Here is a 19,078-nt window from a genome sequence, read left to right as displayed (position 1 = left end):
GGCAAAAATGAAGACGTGGATATGGCGGAGCGATTGCCGTGGATCAGCGCGGCGGAGCGCTGATCATCCATTCATGGGCCGGGTCGTTGCGAAAGTGCCAGGCCCGGGTCGGGCCGGCCATCACGTTCAGGTAGTACGACTCGTAGCCGTACGGAACGATGACGGGGTGATAGCCGCGCGGAACCAGTACGACGTCGCGGTCTTCGACGGACATGGTTTCGTCGAGATCGCGTTCGTCGGTGTAGACGCGTTGCACGACGAACCCTTGCGGCGGGTCGACCCGGTGGTAGTAGGTTTCTTCGAGCGCGCTCTCGGCAGGAATCGTGTCGGCATCGTGTTTGTGCGGCGGGTAGCTCGACGAATGTCCGGAAGGCGTACGCACCTCGACGACGAGCAGACTCTCGGCGGGTTCGCCTTGCGGAAGAATGTCACGCACGTAGCGTGTGTTGGCGGCCACACCGCGCTGCGTCGACGGCAAGTGCGCGGGCTCGATCAGCCGCACGGGCAGGGTGCCTTGTGCGGGCGCCGTGCAGATTGCAAGTTCCACCGCGCCGTGGGCAGTCGCGCGCACGGATGTGCGCGGCGGCGCGTAAAGCGCATACGGGGCGACGTCGTCGAAAGGCGAATCGCGCGAGAACAGACTGTCCCATTGCTGCGCTTCGTCTGCTTGCTCGCCGGCTGTCTGAAGCGTGACGCAACCGCTCACTACGACCACGCACATTTCCTCGCCATCGAAGCGCCGTTCGATCGACTCACCTTCTGCCAGTCGCACGGCCTCGAAGCCGACATAACGCCAGCCGGCCGACGCGGGCGTTACGCTCGCGATCGTCGCGGTCTCTTGGGCTGCTTTGACGAGCAGGCTCATGCGGCCTCCCGTCCAATCTGGCGGCGCCCGGCGGCGTCGACGAGCGCGCGCAGCGTGCGGTAGCCGCGCTGTGCATACTCATACGAAGGGGCGATAGCCGGATCCTGCTCCGCCTCCACGACGAGCCAGCCGCGATAGCCGTGCGCGGCCAAGGTGCGGATGACGCCCGCAAAGTCGACCGCGCCGTCGCCAGGAACAGTGAATGCGCCGGCGAGCACCGCGTCGAGAAAACTCCAGCCGCGATTCTTCGCCATCTCGAGAATCGCGGGCCGCACGTCCTTGCAATGCACGTGACACACGCGCCCGATGTGGCGTTCGAGGACCATGAGCGGATCGCCGCCGGCAAAGGTAATATGGCCCGTATCGAACAGTAGCCCGACCGCCTCGCTGGTCGATGCCATCAGACGGTCGACGTCTTCCGGCGACTCCACATAAGCTCCCATGTGATGGTGATACGCGAGGCGCACGCCGTGCTGCAAGGTGAATTGCGCGAACGTGTCGAGGCGTTGCGCGTAATCATCCCATTGACGTGCGCTGCGAAAACGCGGACGGCGGCCGAGTGCCTGTGGGGCGCCCTGGATACTGTCGGCGACTTCGCCGTACACCATCACGGTGGCGCCATTCGATCGCAGCAATTCCAGATGCTCGCCGACCGCATCGATTTCCTCCTGTGTGGATCGTTGGGCAAGGCGCCCGGAATACCAGCCCGACACCAGCGCGAGATCGTGAGCGCCAAGCGTGTCGCGCAGTGCCTGCGGTTCACGCGGAAACTTGTTGCCGAGTTCGAAGCCTTCATAGCCGATTTCTCGGCCTTCCGTCAGTGCCGTTTCGAGCGAGGTCTCGCCGCCGAGTGAGGGCAAGTCGTCGTTCATCCATGACAGCGGGTTGACGCCGATGCGTACATCGAAGCGTGAGGTCTGTTCAGTCATAGGGGTTATCTCCGTTGATGTTGCTTGCCGGCGAGGTAAGCCTCGTGAGCGGCTTGCACCTGAGGGCGCGCGGACGTTTCCGGTACAGCCACTTCCCACCACCAGCCGCCTTCGGCGGTCGTGCGGGCGGCGTCGGTGTCGATCGAAATCACATAGGTTCGCGGCGCGGCGCGCGCGCGTTGCATGGCGGCATCGAATGCCGCGACGCTGTCGGCGTGTTCCGCGAGCGCCCCCAGCGCACGGGCGTGGCCGGCGAAGTCGGTGGCCGGCGCGCCGTCCGGCCCTTGCTGGCAATCGGCCAGCATGTTGTTGAAGGGCGCACCGCCGCACGCCTGTTGCAGGCGGTTGATGCAAGCGTAGCCGCGGTTATCCAGCACCACGACGATCAGTTTCGCGCCGAGCATCACGGAGGTCGCGATTTCACTGTTCATCATCAGGTAGCTGCCGTCGCCGACCATCACGATCACTTCGCGCTCCGGCCGTGCGAGCTTCACGCCGAGGCCGCCGGCGATCTCGTAGCCCATGCACGAGAAGCCATACTCGACGTGATAGCCGCCGCGCGCGCCGGTGCGCCAGAGCTTATGCAGTTCCGCGGGCAACGTGCCTGCCGCGCACACCACGATGTCGTGTGTCGGCGAGTCCGCATGTGAGCGCTGCACCGCGCCGATCAGGTCGGCGTCGTAAGGCAAGCGGGTGGTATCCGCGCTGCTGTTCGCATGCTTCGCGGTGAGGTTCAGTACGGTTTCGCGCCAGCGGTCTGCTGCCTGAATTGCGTCGCGTTGCCAGGTTGGTTCGCTTTGCCAGTCGCGCAGTTGTGTCGACAACGCATCGAGCGCGGGCGCGGCATCGCTGCACAAGGCAAGGGCGCCGCACTTGATGGTGTCGAGCGCGCTTGCGTTGATGGCGAGCACACTCGCATGAGGAAATAGCGAATGCGAGCCGGTCGTGAAGTCCTGCAGACGCGAGCCGACTGCGATCACCACGTCCGCCTGCGCGGCCAACTGATTGGCGGCAGGCGAACCTGTTACACCAATCGCGCCGCAATTGAGCGGTTCATCCCAGTTCAATGCGCCTTTGCCGGCCTGGGTCTCGGCAACGGGAATGCGATGGCGGCGAACGAACGCCGCTAGCGCGTCCGACGCGTGTCCATACAGCACACCACCGCCCACTATCAACAACGGTCGACGCGCACCGCGCAGCAGCTCGGCGGCGCGTTGCAGTTCGGCCGCTGTGGGGGCTGGCGCATGGAAGGTCACATTGCGTCGCGCGAAAAAGCTTTCGGGGTAATCGAACGCACTGGTCTGTACGTCTTGTGGCAGCGCCAGCGTGACGGGACCGCACAGCGCGGCGTCGGTCAGCACCCGCAGCGCGCGAGGCAATGCACTCAACAACTGGGCCGGATGAACGATGCGATCGAAGTAGCGCGAGACGGGCCGTAAGGCGTCGTTGGCCGAGACGGTTGCGTCGTGCGGATCTTCGATCTGTTGCAGAACCGGGTCTGGCGCCCGCGAGACGAAGGTGTCGCCCGGCAGCAAAAGCACCGGCAGCCGATTGACGTGGGCCAGCGCGGCGGCGGTCACGAGATTGGTCGCGCCCGGCCCGATCGAGGTCGTGACGGCCATCATGCGGCGCCGGAAGTGCGCTTTCGCATAAGCGATCGCCGAGTGCGCCATCGCCTGTTCGTTGTGCGCGCGCAAGGTGGGCAGCGGCAAATGCGCTTCGTCGCGCTGTGCGTAAAGTGCCTCGCCGATGCCGGCGACATTGCCATGCCCGAAGATGGCGAACACGCCGCCGAACAGGGGGGCTTCACTGCCGTCCGGCAACGTAACGAATTGCGCGGCCATCCAGCGCACGAGCGCCTGGGCCATGGTCAACCGGACGGTCGGCTGGATGGCGGGCGGTTGCAAGTTCGGTGTCGGCGCGTTCATGCTGCACGCTCCGTGACGGCGGCGCGGTCCCATGCGTCGATCAGCATTTCGAAGCTGGCTCTGACCTCGCGAATCAGACCGGCGTCATCGATCTGATCAGCGAGCCAACGCTGCGCCGGCGCCTGGAAGATCGTGCGGCCCACCATGAAGCCGACGCAGCGGCGCGCCTGGCGTGCCTGCGCGAAGCCCTGCACCAACTGATCGAGTGGCGCATTCAGGCCGAGCATGACGGTGCCGCGGCACCACGGATCGCGTTCATCGATCAGCGTGTCGATCGCTTGCCATTGCGCTGCGCTCATTTGCTCCAGCTTCCACCATTCGGGCTTGATGCCGAGGTTGTACAGCCGCTTGACGGCGCGATAGACCGTGTCGGGGCCGCAGGGCAGACGCTTCGACGGAATCACTTCGAGCAGCAGTTCGTGGCCGCTAGCCTTGGCTGCCTCATAGAGCGCGAGGACCTGGGACTCCTGTTCGATCCGCTCTTCGGCGTCCGCGTCGGGATGGTATTGCACGAGGCATTTGATCGCATGTTCAGCGGGCCAACTGACGAGCGCCGAACCGACCGAGCGGCCGGGCTCGAACACGAGCGGCGACGAACCCGGCAATTCGACCGGGCGGCCGATCCACCAGCCGCGTCCGGTTGCCGCATTCAATGCGTCCACACCATAACGGCCGTCGATCAGCACGCCGATCTTGCCCGTGAGCCCTCGCGCCGACTCCGTTTGCGCAACGGCGTCGACGAACAACTGCTTGAGTCTGGGAATCCGTTCTTCCGCCGTGCCCGCTTCGCGCGCGAGTTCAAGAAACTGTGGGCGATGATCGAAGGCAAACACATACAGCGCGTCGCGCCTGGTACGCGGGACGCTGACGCGGTGCAGATGCGCAAGCTCCGCGTCGAGATCGGGCCGGAGCTGCGCGCCGCCGTGCTGCTCGGTGATAGTGAGGAAGTGCTGCAGTTCGGCTTCCGTCGGCATGGCGGGCGCGCAGCCGTGCCGGGACACAACCAGCGCACCGCATGCATTGGCGGCGCGCGCACACTCCGCCCAGCTCGCACCGCGCAACCAGCGCGACAGGAAGCCGGAGGCGAAGGCATCGCCGGCGCCGAGCACGTTCAATACGTCGACGCGTGGCCCGCTGAAGGTGCGGGCGTCATCGAGACTGGCGGGTATGGCGCCGTCGATCACCGTACAACCGAGCGGGCCACGCTTCACTACGAGGGTCGCCTGGCTTACCGCACGAACCGCATGCAGTGCCGCGAGCAGATTGTCTCCGCCGCCGGCGATGCGGAATTCCTCCTCCGTGCCGATCACCAGATCGAACTGCGGCAGGATCCGTTGCAGGTGAATCGTGACTTTGTCGCTCGTGACGTAACGGATTTCGCCGTCGGCGCGCGAGGTGAGCCCCCACAGTACCGGACGGTAGTCGATATCGAGCACGGTTCGCACGCCATGGCGGCGTGCATGATTCAACGCGAGATGGCTGGCTGCGGCGACGCGCGGCGTCGAGAAGTGCGTGCCGGTGATCAATACAGCGTTCGACGATGCGATGAACGATTCATCGACATCGTCCTCGCTGAACATCATGTCCGCACAGTTCTCACGATAGAACAGTAGCGGAAAGGTGTCCCGATCCTTGACCCCCAGAATCACGAGGCCGGTCAGATGACCCGCGTCACGTTTGACGTGGCGCGTGTCACAGCCTTCACGCTCGAGCGCTTCGGTCAGAAAGCGCCCCATGTGGTCGTCGCCCACCCGTGTGAGCATCGCTGAGCGCAAGCCGAGCCGCGCGCTGCCGAACGCGATGTTGCCGGACGAGCCACCTAGATAGCGGGCGAAACTGGTGGCGTCCTCGAGACGCGAGCCGATCTGCTGTGCGTAGAGATCGACGGCGAGCCGGCCAATGCAGATCACGTCCAGCGGACGCTCGTGCAAGGGGCTCGCAGTGAAGGGTGTGGTTGTCATGTCGGGATCAATAAAAAACGCAACAGGGAAGTGCGGGCGCGGCACGCGACGTCTACGAGGAGCGCACGGTCGCGTCCCGCCGCGAGTGGCTCGCGGGGGCGGTCTTCGCTGGCTGAGGCCGCGTTGCATGGGCCTTCAGACGACGATGTGTCTCCTGAGAAGGTGCCGCCGCGGTGTGCCGCACCCGTCGCATGCCGACCGGTTCATGGACCGCGGTCTTGCCAGCGAAGAATATTGCACTCGTGTGCAAAGTGCAATAGGATTTCACCAGTTTCGTTTCGGCGGCAGTGCGGCAGCGTGGTTCGGCCGCGTGATTCGCCACACTTCCGTCTGTGTTTTTCAGGCTGGATTCCTATTCGACGGTGAGGGGATGATGATTGAAGCAGCAGTGATCGGGGCAGGGCGGATCGGCAGGATTCATGCGGCCAACGTGGCGGCGCAGAGCGGCATCCGCTTGAAGTACGTGGCCGACGTGCACGAGGCGAGCGCGCAAGAACTGGCGCAGCGTCATGGTGCGCAGGTGGCGGACGTGGACGGCATATTTGGCGACCCGGCGGTGCAGGCGGTCGTAATCGCGTCCAGTACGGACACCCATGCGCCGCTGATCGAACTGGCCGCGCGCGCTGGCAAACACATCTTCTGCGAAAAGCCGGTGGACCTCGATCTGGCGCGGGCGCGGGCCTGTGCGGACGCGGTGGTACAGGCCGGCGTCACGTGCATGATCGGCTTTCAGCGGCGCTTCGATCCGACCTTTGCCGGGCTGCAGGCACGCCTCGCGGGCGGCGAGATCGGCGACCCTGAAATGCTGGTGGTGACGAGCCGCGACCCCGGCGCGCCGCCGGCGGACTACATCAAACGATCCGGCGGGATTTTCCGCGACATGCTGATTCACGACTTCGACATCTGCCGCTGGATTCTCGGCGACGAAGCCCGCAGCGTGCATGCAACGGGCAGTTGCCTGTCCGATCCGGCGATTGCAGCCGCTGGGGACATCGACAGCACGGCCGTCACGATTCGTACGCGCCGCGGCTTGCTGTGTGTGATCAATACCGCAAGGCGCGCCGCCTATGGCTATGACCAGCGCTTCGAAGTGCTCGGCTCGCGCGGCATGCTGCAAGCTGGCAACGTCCGGCCAACCGAAGTCACGGCGTTCTCCGGGCGCAACGTGTCGACGGATTTGCCCGAGGCGTTCTTTCTCGAACGTTATCGGGCGGCGTATGCCGCGGAAATCGCGCATTTCGTCGCGGCGCTCGTGAATGGCGGTCCGGTGCGCACGACAATCGACGACGGCCTGAAAGCGCTTGAACTCGCCGACGCAGCGGCCCGTTCCTTCGCCAGCGGAGCGCCAGTCATGCTCGACTGATGAACACGTGTGCGATTCGCGCGCCTTTGATAAGCTACTGAGTTGACAAAAGTAGTTGATCCGAAGGGCGCGGGACGCACATGAACGACAAAGAGAAAGACAAGGATAAAAGCTGGGCGACCGCGGAAGACGTGGCGAAGCTCGCGGGCGTGTCGCGTTCGGCGGTTTCGCGCGCGTTTACGCCGGGGGCCAGCATCTCCGGTAAGACCAAAACGCTGGTGATGCAGGCTGCGGAAAGACTCGGCTATCAGGTCGACATCAACGCCCGCAACATGATCCAGGGGCGCAGCAGTTTTGTCGGCGTGGTGACGTCCGGCCTCGCCAATCCTTTCCGGGTCAAGTTGCTGGCGCCGCTCGCCCATTACCTCGGCGAACATGGCTTCCTGCCGATTCTGATGAATGCGGACGACGCCGACCAGATCGCTCATTCATTGCAGATCCTGCTGAGCTACCGCATCGCTGGCGTGATCATGACCTCTGGCGCACCGCCGCTCGCGTTGGCGAGCGAATACGTGAACCGTCGGATTCCGGTCGCAATGGTCAACCGGGCCGCCGAACTCGACGGTGCGGACGTGGTCAACAGCGACAACGACGCGGGCGGCCGCATGGCGGCGCAGCGCCTGATCCAGTCGGGCGCCACGCGGTTTGCGTTTGTCGGACCGCACATCTCCAACTTCAGCGGCAAGGCCCGCTGCGACGCATTTGTCGACGCCCTCAAGGGGCTGCCGCGGCGCAAAGGCGACGTCGAACTGTGCAACACCTCCACGGATAGCTACGAAAGCGGCCAGCAGGCCGCCAATACGCTCCTGAACCGCTCGCGCGGCATTCCGGATGGCGTGTTCTGCGCCACCGACATGATCGCACTGGGCTTCATTGACGCGGTGCGGCATCGCTTCCAGAAGCGCGTGCCCGAGGACATCCGGGTGGTTGGCTTCGACGATATCCAGCATGCCGGCCTCGACAGCTACCGGCTCTCCACGGTCGCGCAGAATGTGCAGGAACTCGCCCGTCACACCGTACAGGTGCTGGTCGAGCGCATGAACGATTTCGACACGCCGGCGCAAGTCCGGGTCGTGCCGGTTTCGTTCGTTGAACGTGATACCGCGGGCCCAATATCCGGGTAAATCCCTGGCACGGTTTCAAGCTCTTTTGAGCGGCTTCTGTTGAATACGCCGCTACTTGATGCTAAATTGCACTCGTGTGCAAAAAAGATTGATTGAGATTCCGAGGCTTCGGCCGGATCATCGTTTGAACCGCTCATGAGATTCCGCGAGAGAAGCCATGAATGCGGCGCACCACGTCATATAAATAACTGGAGACAAACGCATGAAAAGCTTTTTGCGCTGCTCGGTCGCCATCGTTCTCGGCTTGGGCGTGATGTCCGCCGGGCACGCCGCAGGCAAGCTGAACGTGTTGTGTTCGGCGGACCTGGAGTGGTGTCAGTTGATGAAGACTCGCTTCGAGAAGGAGAGCGGGGTGCAGGTCTCGATGATTCGCAAGAGCGCGGGAGAAAGCTTTGCGCAGATTCAGGCCCAGGCGAAGAATCCGCAGGTCGACGTGTGGTGGGCCGGTTCGGGCGACGCACATCTGCAGGCCGCTTTCGAAAATCTGACCCAGCCCTATCAATCGCCGTTGCAGTCTCAATTGCAGCCTTGGGCCCAGACCTTCGCCAAGGTCGCGCAGAACCGCTCGGTCGGCATCTATCAAGGTGTGCTGGGGATCGGCTATAACGAGAACGAGTTGAAACAGCGCAACCTGCCTGCGCCGAAGTGCTGGAAAGATTTGCTGAATCCGGCTTATAAAGGCGAGATCCAGATCGCCAATCCGAATTCGTCGGGAACCTCGTATGTCGCGCTGGCCACGCTGGTCCAGCTATTCGGCGAAGATAATGCGTTCGCTTACATGCGCTCGCTCAACGCGAACATCAGTCAATACACGGATACCGGTGTTGCACCGGGCGAAGCCGCCTCGCGCGGCGAGTCGACCGTGGCGATCGAATTCATGCATGACCTGATCAAACAGAAGGTGGCGGGCTTTCCGATTGCGGTCGTGCCGGCTTGCGAAGGCACCGGCTACGAGATCGGCGGGATGAGCATTATCGCCGGTGCAAAAGACCTCGACGAGGCGAAGCGCTTCTACGATTTTGCCCTGCGTGCGGATACGCAGACCGCGGCAGTCGACGCGAAGGCGTATCAGATCCCGTCGAACATGCAAGCGAAGGTTCCGCCGCAGGCGCCGAATGTGGCCTCGATCAAGCTGGTCAACTACGACTTCGCGAAGTACGGCTCGCCGCAGACGCGCAAGCATCTGCTGCAGCGCTGGACGTCGGAAATCTACTCTCACGGTAACTGAAGCACGCAGATGAAAAAGACTCTGTCGATTTGGCTTGCTCTCGGCGCGTTCGCACTCGTCGCGTTGCCCTGGTATCAGCAGGACAGCGGCGTGTTCGCGCTGCACTGGGTCGCGCCCGCGGTATTCGGTTCGAAGCTGGGTGCGGCGGCGCTATTGCAAGCCGCGCGCTTCGGGCTGACTCCGCTGTGGGGTCTGTTCGGATTACTGATGGTTACTGCGCTTGGGGTCGGGACGATTGCCTCGCGGCGGCGGCTCGGCGTGCTCTGGTTGGCAGTCGGCGCGGCCGGGCTGGCTACGATGGCGTGGCTGGCGTGGGGCATGCCGGTTCAGGCCGGCTCGCCGACGGGCCTCGGAGCGGGCGCGCTGCTCGCCACCACCGTGTTCATCGTGATCCTGACGAGCGGGGCGGCGTTGCTAGGTGCATGCCGAGGCGATCTGTTCGTGACGGCTGCGATCGGCATCGTCGTGGCGTTGATCGGCATGTTCGTGTTCTGGCCGGTCGGCAGTATCCTGCTGGACGCGTTCGGCGATGCGGACGGCCACTTCGCCCTGACCGCCGTGCTGCCGCGCATTGCGTCGCGCAGCGTGTGGGGACTCGCATGCCTCTCGGGTGGCCGTACCTGCGGCGTCGCATGGAACACCTTGACGCTTGCCTTGGCGACCGCGGCCGGTTCGACGCTGCTCGGTATTGTGTTCGCGTTGCTGGTGGCCCGCACCTCGGCGCGCTGGGTCAAGATGTTGCGCAGCCTGAGCGTGCTGCCGATCATTACGCCGCCGTTCGTGCTGGGTCTCGCATTGATTCTGTTGTTGGGCCGCAATGGCGTGCTGACGATGCTGATTGCCAATGTGTTCGGTGTCATGCCGGGGCGCTGGCTCTATGGCCTGCCGGGCGTGTGGCTGTCGCAACTGCTCGCGTTCACGCCGATCGCGTTCATGACCTTGATCGGCGTGGTGGAAGGCGTCGGCCCGTCACTCGAGGAGGCCTCGCAAACGCTCGGTGCGTCGCGCTGGCAGACCTTTGCGACGGTGTCGCTGCCGCTCATGCGGCCGGGCCTCGCCAACGCGTTCCTGCTGTGTTTCATCGAGAGCATGGCCGACTTCGGCAACCCGATCGTGCTGGGCGGAAACTTCCATGTGCTGTCCACGGAGATCTATTTCTCCGTCGTCGGTGCCCAGAACGATCCGGGCCGCGCGGCGGGACTCGGGCTGGTACTGTTGGTGTTCGCGCTGGGCGCGTTCATGCTGCAAAACCTCTGGCTTGGCCGCAAGTCCTACGTCACGGTGTCGGGCAAGGCCGACAGCGGCGCACATGCGCCGCTCGATCGCCGGCTTCAGATCGGGCTGTGGTGTATGGCGGTGCCCTGGTATGTCTTCACGCTGGTCGTGTACGCAATGATGCTGCTCGGCGGCTTCGTGAAGATCTGGGGCGTGGATAACAGTTTGACCTTTGCGCATTACCTCGACGCATTCGGGGTCTCCGGCGACGCAGCCGGGCTGCACTGGCATGGTCAGGCCTGGCCGTCGTTCTTCACGACGCTCACGATCGCGGCGATCGCCACGCCGTTGACCTCGCTGGTCGGCATGCTCGCGGCGTGGCTGCTGATTCGCCAGCGTTTCGCCGGCAAGCGCCTGTTCGAGTTCGGCACGCTGCTCAGTTTCGCGATTCCGGGCACGGTGATCGGCATCGCCTACCTGCTGACCTTCAACTCGGGGCCGGTCGAGTTGACCGGCACCGCGGCGATCCTCGTGCTGTGCTTCGTGTTCCGCAATATGCCGATGGGGCTGCGTAGCGGTATCGCCGCGATGCGCCAACTCGATGCGAGCCTCGACGAGGCGTCCATCATGCTACGGGCCAGCAGCTTTACGACGATTCGCCGCGTGATCCTGCCGCTGCTGCGCCCGGCGCTCGCCTCCGCGCTGGTGTACAGCTTCGTGCGCTCGATTACGTCGGTGAGCGCGGTGATCTTTCTGGTCAGCGCCAATTACGACATGGCGACGTCCTACATCATCGGCCTCGTCTCGAACGGCAACTATGGCACGGCGATCGCCTATGCGAGCGTGCTGGTGGTCGTGATGCTCATGATGATTCTGTTGACGCAGCGATTTGTCGGCACACGCCGGTTGCGCGCTCACACTCGTGTTCAGACTGCCGGCAAGCGGCGCCCGGTATTGAAGGAGAAAGCAGCATGAAAGATGTGAAACGGCGTGGTTCGCTCGCCTTCGAGCGCGTGACCAAGCGATATGGCAAAAGCGTAGCGGTCGACGACATCAGCTTCAGCATCGAACCGAAGACCCTCGTGACGCTGCTGGGGCCGAGCGGCTGCGGCAAGACGACCACGCTGCGGATGATTGCCGGGCTGGAACGCGTGGATGAAGGCAGCATTCTGATCGGTGGCCGCGATGTGACCGAACTGTCCGCTGCGGAACGCGACGTCAGCATGGTGTTTCAGTCGTATGCATTGTTTCCGCATATGAACGTTGCGGAGAACGTCGCGTATGGATTGACGGTGGCTCGTCAACCGAAAAAGCAGGCACGCGAACGCGCGCTTGAGGCCTTGGCGCTCGTCGGACTCGCCGATCTGGCCGACCGCTCGCCGAGCGAGCTGTCCGGTGGTCAGCAGCAACGGGTTGCGGTGGCACGGGCTCTCGTACTCGAGCCGGAGATTCTGTTGCTCGACGAGCCGCTGTCGAATCTCGATGCCAAGATGCGCACCCGCGTGCGGGACGAGATTCGCGACCTGCAGTTGAAGCTGGGGCTGACCGCGGTCTACGTGACCCACGATCAGGAGGAGGCGTTGGCCATCTCCGATCAGATCGTCGTGATGAACCGCAAGAAGATTGCTCAACAAGGCTCGCCGCGCGAAATCTTCGAAGCGCCAGCCGACGAGTTCGTTGCGGACTTCATTGGTAACGCAAACCTGGTCGACGGGGAGATTCGCGTGGCGAACGGCAAAACGGCAAGTTGCCTCATCAGCGGCGCGGCCGTCGAACTGCCGTATAGCGGTACCCGAACCGGTGCAGTCAGAATCGCGTTGCGTCCCGAAGCGATTGCGCTGCAGGTGGCCAGCAGCGACACGGCATTGATCGGCGAAGTCAGCCGGGCGACTTATCTTGGCAGAGAAATGCAGTACACCATTCAATCAGAACTCGGGGAGCTTTTCGTCGTGTGTCATCGTCTGGACCAGATTTTCCTCCGTGGCGCGCAGGTCGGGCTGCAACTCAAGGCGCATGGCGCAGCGATTATCGGAGCACACGCATGACTGTCATTGGATCGCCGACGCCGGTTTCGATCGATCTCGATTCCCGCTATGCGCTGGCGCGCAAGATTGCCAAAGAGGCGGGCGAGCGGGCATTGCAGATGTTCCGCAATCGCGCCACGCTCGAAATCGAACATAAGGGCGTGCAGGACGTTGTGAGTATCGCCGATCGGGAAGTGGAGGGCATCGTACGGAAATATGTGAGCGAAGCTTTTCCCGATGACGCATTTCTCGGAGAAGAAAGCGCGGGTAGCGCGTCCGCCGCGCTTTCGAACGAACGTGTCATCTGGGTCGTCGATCCTATCGACGGGACGAGCTGCTTTCTGAACGGAATGTACGCATGGTGTGTGTCGATCGGCATTCTCGTCGACGGCGAGCCGGCCATTGGCGCCGTGTTCGACCCGAATAGCGGCGAGCTTTTTCACGCGGCGCGGGGCCAGGGGGCATTCGTCGACGACGTCAGGCTGAACGCGAGCTCCGCGCGTACCTTCCGTGAAGGTGTACTCGGCGTGGGTTTTTCCCATCGCGTGAAGCCAGCGGCGTTCATTCCGTTCCTCGATCGGCTGCTTGGCGAAGGCGGCATGTTTATCCGCAACGGATCGGGTGCGCTGATGATCGCGTATGTGGCGGCTGGACGGTTGATTGGCTACTACGAGCCGCACATCAATTCGTGGGATTGTCTTGCCGGAATCGTCCTGGTGCGCGAAGCCGGTGGCGTGACCAACGACTTCTTTGCCAACAACGGCGTGTTGCGGGGCAATCCAATCGTTGCCGCGGGCGCTTCGCTTTATCCGGAGTTGATCGCACTGATAGAAGGCGAAGCTGTGCCCGCGCGCGTTGGCTGACCCGTCACCCGTATGACACACCGAACGCTTACCGTCCGATTTCACTACCATGGGAAGAGGAGCAGCACATGTCGTCAACAAAACGCGTGAATCCGTTGCGCCGGCAATTTCTTCAGGTTAGCGCGAGCGCGGGCTTGTGCGGAACGCTCGGCCTGTCCGCCGCCGTGCGATCGGAGGCTGCGACCGTCGCACCCGGCAATGCGGCCCACGAGGCCAAACCGAAGGCGATCTCGCTTGCCGAGTGCATGAGCCTTTCGCCGTTGCAAGTGGCGCAGCGATCGCCGCTTGCGAAGCGATCGTTCGCCTACATCAACGAATGTGTCTCGCAAATCCAGGATGGCGCGCTGAGAAGCGTCACGCGCTCGATGATCGAGAATCCGGCGCCGACGATCATGTCCTACTATCTTGGGCAGCCCGAACGGCAAGAGGCATTGTTCAAGGAACTGAAAGACCGGAACCTGCTTGCCGCGGACGTCACCCGTGAGCAGTTGTTTCCGCCGTGCAAGTCGGCCGACACCCCTGCGCAGCCGATGCTGAGCGCGCCGGGAAGCGACTACAACAGCCACCACTCCTATCCGGGCGGCTTGTGCGCACACACGGCGACAAACCTGCGCCATGCGATCGACTATAAACACACCTATGAACAGATCTTTCGCTACTCGCTGTCGCTTGATGTGCTGTTCGCCTCGCAGACCTTGCACGACCTGCAGAAGACCTGGGTCTTTCAGTGGCGCGACGACAATTCGTGCCTGAAGGAACTCACCATCGGCGACACCGGGGCGCACCACATCTACAGCCTCGCGCAATGCATGACCCATGATCTCCCGGCCGACGTGATCCTCGCGCAGGCATGCGCGCACACGAACCCGGGCGTGCTCGACGGCGAAAAAAAGATCGTCGGATGGCTGACAGCGGCTGCGTTGATGGCGCGTGTCGATCCGGTGGCCAAGGGCTATGTGACCGACCAGCAGGCGCTGCCGAAGCCGCACAAGCAGGAGTGGTTCGTGTCGCATATCTGCGACTACGATTTTGTTTTCGCCAATCCCGCTGCGAAGGACGCGATCGCCGTGCTCAAGGGCATTGCAAAAGAGGACTACGGCATGACTGATGCGCAACTGGACGGACGCGAGTTCAACAGTTTTCGTAACTATCTCGGGTCGCAGATTTCGTGGCTTCGTACCAACTTCGAAAACTCGAACGACGTGCACGCGGTACGGCAGTTGATCCATGCAACGGTGACAACGACCTGACCGGCGACGGTTGCTCGATCGAGCTCTGGTGCAAATGGCTGGACTGACCGAGAAGACTTCGAGCGTCGCGGCCTACTCGTTCTCCGCCCACTGCTTCAGAACAACTGGCGCTGACCGCTGATCAACGTCGTAAAATCATCGCGCAGCAGCGGCAGGATCGCGTCGGCGACCGGTTGCAACTGCCGCGTCAGATAGTGTTCGTAGTCGATCGCCGAGCGCAAGGTTTCGAGCGGTTCCGGTCCCGCGGTCGTCATCACATAGCTGATCCAGCCGCCGTTCTGATATTGCAACGGGCGCCCCTGTTGCCGGTTGAAGTCGTCGGCCACACGTGCCGCGCGCACATGCGGCGGCACGTTGCGCTCGTAGTCGCCGAGCGACCGGCGCAGCCGCTTGCGGTACACGAGCTGATCATTGAGTTTTCCTGCCAGCGTATCGCGCACGTAGTCGCGCACATAGTCCTGATACGGCTGTTGCCTGAATATTCGCCCATAGAGTTCCTGCTGGAATTGCTGTGCGAGCGGCGTCCAATCGGTCCGCACCGTTTCGAGCCCTTTGTAGACGATGTCCTCGCTGCCGTCCGGCAAAACAGTCAGTCCGGCATAGCGTTTCTTGCTGCCTTCCTCGGCGCCACGAATCGTCGGCATGAAGAAGCGCTTGTAGTGCCGCTCGAATTGCAATTCGAGCGCGCTCTCGAGGCCGAAACGCGCCTGCAGATTCTGCCGCCACCACGCGTTGATATGCTCGACGAGCGCGCGGCCGATGCGGCTCGCTTCTTCTTCGCTATGCGCGTGCTTCAGCCACACGAAGGTCGAATCCGTGTCGCCGTAAATGACCTCGTAGCCTTGCGCCTCTATCAGCTCACGCGTGGTGTGCATGATTTCATGGCCGCGCATGGTGATCGACGATGCGAGACGCGGGTCGAAGAAGCGGCAGCCCGTGGACCCCAGCACGCCGTAAAAGGCGTTCATGATGATCTTCAACGCTTGCGAAAGCGGCTGGTTGTGCTCGCGCTTGGCCGTTTCACGTCCCTGCCAGACCTGGCCGACGATCGACGGCAAGCAATGGCGAGTGCGCGAGAAACGTGCACCGATAAAACCCGGCACCGACTGATCGTCGCCAGGATTCAGCATGCCTTCCACGAGACCCACCGGGTCGATCAGAAACGTACGGATGATCGACGGATACAGGCTCTTGTAGTCGAGCACCAGCACGGAATCGTAGAGGCCGGGCCGTGAATCCATCACGAAACCACCGGGGCTCGCGGCACCGGCTACGTCGCCGAGATTCGGCGCAACGTAGCCTTGCCGATGCATCCGCGGCATATACAGATGCGTGAACGCCGCGACCGATCCGCCGCTTCGATCCGCGGGCAGGCCGGTGACCGTCGCGCGCTCCAACAGAAACGGCAGCAACTCGGTCTTCGCGAAGATGCGCGTGACCAGCTCGCAATCCTTCAGGTTGTAACGCGCGAGCGCGGGCTTGTCTTCGTCGAATCGACGCTGGATTTCATCCATGCGCTGATAGGGATTGTCGATCGACTTGCCTTCGCCCAACACCGTACGCGCCACATATTCGAGGCTGAACGACGGGAAACTCCACGTTGCCGAGCGCAACGCTTCGATACCGTCGATGATCAATCTTCCTGCCGCCCCCGCGAAGAAATGGTTCTGTTTGTGGCCGTGTTCGCGCCATTCCATCACCGCGCCGCCGCGGCCGAGTCGCAGCGGTATGCGATAGTGTTCGGCGTGCTGTTGCAGCACCCGCAAATCGAACTGCACAAGGTTCCAGCCGATGATCGCGTCAGGGTCGTGCCGTTCCAGCCACGTGTTCAATTTTTCGAGCAACTGTGCGCGGGTTTCACAGTATTCGAGGTCGAAGTCGACACCGCTGGCGTCGCCGTTCTGCGGTCCCAGCATATAGACCTGACGCTGTCCGCAACCTTCGAGCGCGATGGAATAGAGTTCGGCGTGCGCGCTGGTTTCGATATCGAGCGACACCAGTTTCAAGGGCGGCCGATACCCGGTAGCGGGTTTCAATTCGCTGTTCAGAAGCGGGCCGCTATGCTGCGCTTCGCCACCGAACCACACTGGCGCGGTGATGAATCGCTCCATCATGTAGCGTTCGGGCGGGAAAATGTCGGCCTCATAGACATCGACGCCGCCTTGTTTCAGGCGCTTCTCGAAGCCCGTCAATTGCCGGTACTGCGGGCAGTAAAGCCCTATCACCGGCCGATGCTGGAAGTCGCACAGTTCGAGCGGGCGCAGATCGAGCGGCGCTTCGCGGCGCAGGATGGTTTCCGCGCGCTCGCGGTGCCCGGCCGGAATGAAGGCCACCGAAGGCTGTGGGCGCAGGCGGATGTGACGGGGCCCGCCGTCCGTTGCCAGCCAGAAATCCACTTCGGTGCCGGCGGGCGTATCCCGCCAATGTCGGGTCAGAATGAAACCCTGTTCAAGCTCAGTCAAACTTACACCTCTAAACGGGCGTCATCGCCTTGTGCGATTTTACCGTTATGCGGTTGTTATCGTGGCTGTATAGGTGCGATCGCAACCGAGTTGGCGCGCAGTTGATGCAACGATGCCGGCGCGGGACGGTAGGACTGCAGAGAGGCGGGGCCTCGCGCATGGCGGCGTGGATGCAGACGCGCCGCGTAGTCTGTATGATCGTTTTGCAGCGATTCCTTCGGCGCAGACCATGTGCCGATCAAGTCTACTAAGAACGGAGTGAACGATATGACTTTGAGCAAACTTGTTGTTGTGGTCGCGGTAGCTGCAACCAGCTTCGGTGCGCAGGCGCAGGTTGCCGGCACGCAGCCCCTGAGCGTCACGGTCGAGCAGTCGAATGCGCTGCTGAGCGGCTGGAGTGTGAAGAAGAGCATTCTCGGCAAGGCCGTGTACAACGACCAGAACGAGAAGATCGGTTCGATCCGCGATCTGGTGGTTGCTCCCGATGGCTCGCTGTCCGCAGCAATCGTCGCCGCCGGCGGATTTCTGGGCGTGGCGTCGCATGACGTAGCGGTGCCTGTCGCTGCGCTGGATATTCGTTCTGGGAATTTCTATCTGGCTGGCGCGACCAAGGACGCCTTGAAGGCGACGCCCGAGTTTCAGTACAACAAGGTTCAATCGCCGCCGAAGCCTAAAAAACTGACCGGCCAGTAATGCATGGAGCCAGCGGATTCGCGGGCCAGGCTGCAACAGGTGGCTCTTGAATCAAGCGGCAAAAGAAAACGGCGCACGCGGCGCGAATCGGTAGCTTGCTAAAACCGTTTCACGCTTGCGGCGCCGTTTTTGCCTTCAATGAGGCCCTGTCAGGCCACTGTTCACGCTTCCAGTGCGAGCGTGGCGAACGTCCCCAGCCAGTGTTCGCCCATGTAGTCGCCGGCCACGTGCGGCAGGGCGCTCTGAAGATGACGCTCGGCCGAATCGAACAATACGGTCCGGCGCACGTCGCCAGCGGGCAGCGCGCGCGCCAGCGATCGCTGGCACCATGCGCGGCTCAGATTCAGCCCATCCAGGTGGGCAATCTTGCCGTCGGTGCGGTCGGTCACGGTAACGGGTTCGAACAGCGTGGCGGGCTTCTTCGCGCCGAGATCCGGCAGAAAACGCCTGAACCATTCGACGAATTGCGCGGGCGGCAACACACGCCGCATCAATTCCGCTTCCATCAGCGAAGGCGACAGGAACTCGTCGCCTGCGGGCTCCCATGCCTGACATGCGACATCGTTCAGGAACCAGCGCTCCGCCGTATTCACCAGCAGCGCCTCGAGCGATTCACGCGAAGTCTGGCGCGCGAAATCGAGCGTGAGTGCAAGCGCGAACGCCATGTTGAAGTGCGTACCGACGCGCAACGGGTAGGTGGCTTTCGGCAGAAACTCCTCGAAGCGGTCGACAAACGCCTCGGTAAGCGGTGCAAAAGTTTTAGACCAGTGCGCGGCTTCCGATAGTTTCAGCGAATGGAGTTGCGCGCTCAGTGCGAGCAGCCACGCCCACCCATACGGGCGCTCGAAACCGCGGTTGTGCGGCAGGTCGAGATAGGCGAGTTCGCCGGCCACATTCGCTGCGGTGAAATGCTCGTCGACCACCGCGACGATGCGCGCGGCCTCAGGCAGATCGGGAAAGCGGTCGAGCAGATGCAGGATCAGCCAGTAGCCATGCACGCACGAATGCCAGTCGTAGCTGCCGTAAAAAATCGGATGCAATGCTCGCGGCCCCTGTACATCTTGCGGACCGGCGAGCGAGTGGGTCAGTTTGTTCGGATACTCGCGTGTGAGATGGGCGAGTGCGAGATTGGCGAATCTGGACGCGAATTCGGGCGTGAGTTGAACAGTCATC

At 62.8% G+C, this 19,078-nt stretch carries 14 protein-coding genes; 8 read left to right on the top strand and 6 right to left on the bottom strand.

Annotated features, from left to right (window positions below):
* Positions 1-43 precede the first annotated feature (43 nt).
* Genes iolB through HHL24_RS22965 form a run of 4 tightly spaced genes read right to left on the bottom strand, consistent with a single transcriptional unit; the run spans position 44 to position 5,683 of the window.
* The gene (gene iolB / locus HHL24_RS22980; RefSeq protein WP_169487668.1) at positions 44-865 is read right to left on the bottom strand and encodes a 5-deoxy-glucuronate isomerase; all 822 of its coding nucleotides are present in this window, start codon (positions 863-865) and stop codon (positions 44-46) included.
* Positions 862-1,794, bottom strand: coding sequence for a myo-inosose-2 dehydratase (gene iolE, locus HHL24_RS22975; RefSeq protein ID WP_169487667.1), 933 nt, complete (start codon positions 1,792-1,794; stop codon positions 862-864). Before iolE ends, iolB begins: the two co-directional genes overlap by 4 nt.
* A gap of 5 nt (positions 1,795-1,799) precedes the next feature.
* The gene (iolD, locus tag HHL24_RS22970; RefSeq protein WP_169487666.1) at positions 1,800-3,722 is read right to left on the bottom strand and encodes a 3D-(3,5/4)-trihydroxycyclohexane-1,2-dione acylhydrolase (decyclizing); all 1,923 of its coding nucleotides are present in this window, start codon (positions 3,720-3,722) and stop codon (positions 1,800-1,802) included.
* Positions 3,719-5,683, bottom strand: a complete 1,965-nt coding sequence (locus tag HHL24_RS22965; protein WP_169487665.1) for a bifunctional 5-dehydro-2-deoxygluconokinase/5-dehydro-2-deoxyphosphogluconate aldolase — start codon at positions 5,681-5,683, stop codon at positions 3,719-3,721. Before HHL24_RS22965 ends, iolD begins: the two co-directional genes overlap by 4 nt.
* Positions 5,684-6,056: 373 nt before the next feature.
* Between HHL24_RS22965 and iolG the strand changes: the two genes are divergently transcribed.
* The 7 genes from iolG to HHL24_RS22930 all read left to right on the top strand — a co-directional run bounded on the left by iolG (position 6,057) and on the right by HHL24_RS22930 (position 14,750).
* Entirely contained in the window at positions 6,057-7,046 is a 990-nt protein-coding gene (gene iolG / locus HHL24_RS22960) for an inositol 2-dehydrogenase (RefSeq protein WP_169487752.1), read from the top strand.
* An 80-nt stretch (positions 7,047-7,126) separates the two neighbouring features.
* Positions 7,127-8,170, top strand: coding sequence for a LacI family DNA-binding transcriptional regulator (locus tag HHL24_RS22955; protein ID WP_169487664.1), 1,044 nt, complete (start codon positions 7,127-7,129; stop codon positions 8,168-8,170).
* Positions 8,171-8,372: 202 nt separating this feature from the next.
* Positions 8,373-9,398, top strand: coding sequence for an ABC transporter substrate-binding protein (locus HHL24_RS22950; protein WP_169487663.1), 1,026 nt, complete (start codon positions 8,373-8,375; stop codon positions 9,396-9,398).
* Positions 9,399-9,407: 9 nt separating this feature from the next.
* Positions 9,408-11,588: an ABC transporter permease gene (locus HHL24_RS22945; protein WP_169487662.1), complete on the top strand. Its 2,181-nt coding sequence runs from the start codon at positions 9,408-9,410 to the stop codon at positions 11,586-11,588.
* Positions 11,585-12,658, top strand: a complete 1,074-nt coding sequence (locus tag HHL24_RS22940; RefSeq protein ID WP_169487661.1) for an ABC transporter ATP-binding protein — start codon at positions 11,585-11,587, stop codon at positions 12,656-12,658. The genes HHL24_RS22945 and HHL24_RS22940 overlap by 4 nt, the downstream gene beginning before the upstream one ends.
* Complete coding sequence (locus HHL24_RS22935) at positions 12,655-13,500, top strand: inositol monophosphatase family protein (RefSeq protein ID WP_169487660.1); 846 nt, start codon at positions 12,655-12,657, stop codon at positions 13,498-13,500. The genes HHL24_RS22940 and HHL24_RS22935 overlap by 4 nt, the downstream gene beginning before the upstream one ends.
* 68 nt (positions 13,501-13,568) lie before the next feature.
* Positions 13,569-14,750 carry a TAT (twin-arginine translocation) pathway signal sequence gene (locus HHL24_RS22930; RefSeq protein WP_169487659.1) on the top strand — a complete coding sequence of 394 codons (1,182 nt, stop codon included), beginning with the start codon at positions 13,569-13,571 and terminating at the stop codon, positions 14,748-14,750.
* 95 nt (positions 14,751-14,845) lie between these two features.
* Here the strand turns inward: HHL24_RS22930 and HHL24_RS22925 are convergent, their stop codons facing one another.
* A complete protein-coding gene (locus HHL24_RS22925; RefSeq protein ID WP_169487658.1) occupies positions 14,846-17,212 on the bottom strand; it encodes a DNA polymerase II in 2,367 nt (788 codons plus the stop codon).
* A gap of 267 nt (positions 17,213-17,479) precedes the next feature.
* Between HHL24_RS22925 and HHL24_RS22920 the strand changes: the two genes are divergently transcribed.
* Entirely contained in the window at positions 17,480-17,905 is a 426-nt protein-coding gene (locus HHL24_RS22920; protein WP_169487657.1) for a PRC-barrel domain-containing protein, read from the top strand.
* A gap of 161 nt (positions 17,906-18,066) precedes the next feature.
* Here the strand turns inward: HHL24_RS22920 and HHL24_RS22915 are convergent, their stop codons facing one another.
* Positions 18,067-19,077, bottom strand: a complete 1,011-nt coding sequence (locus HHL24_RS22915) for a DUF2891 domain-containing protein (RefSeq protein ID WP_169487656.1) — start codon at positions 19,075-19,077, stop codon at positions 18,067-18,069.
* Position 19,078: the final 1 nt, after the last annotated feature.

Source organism: Paraburkholderia polaris (assembly GCF_012927345.1).
GTDB classification, from domain to species: Bacteria; Pseudomonadota; Gammaproteobacteria; order Burkholderiales; family Burkholderiaceae; genus Paraburkholderia; species Paraburkholderia polaris.
This window is presented reverse-complemented; position numbering and strand designations above follow the sequence as displayed.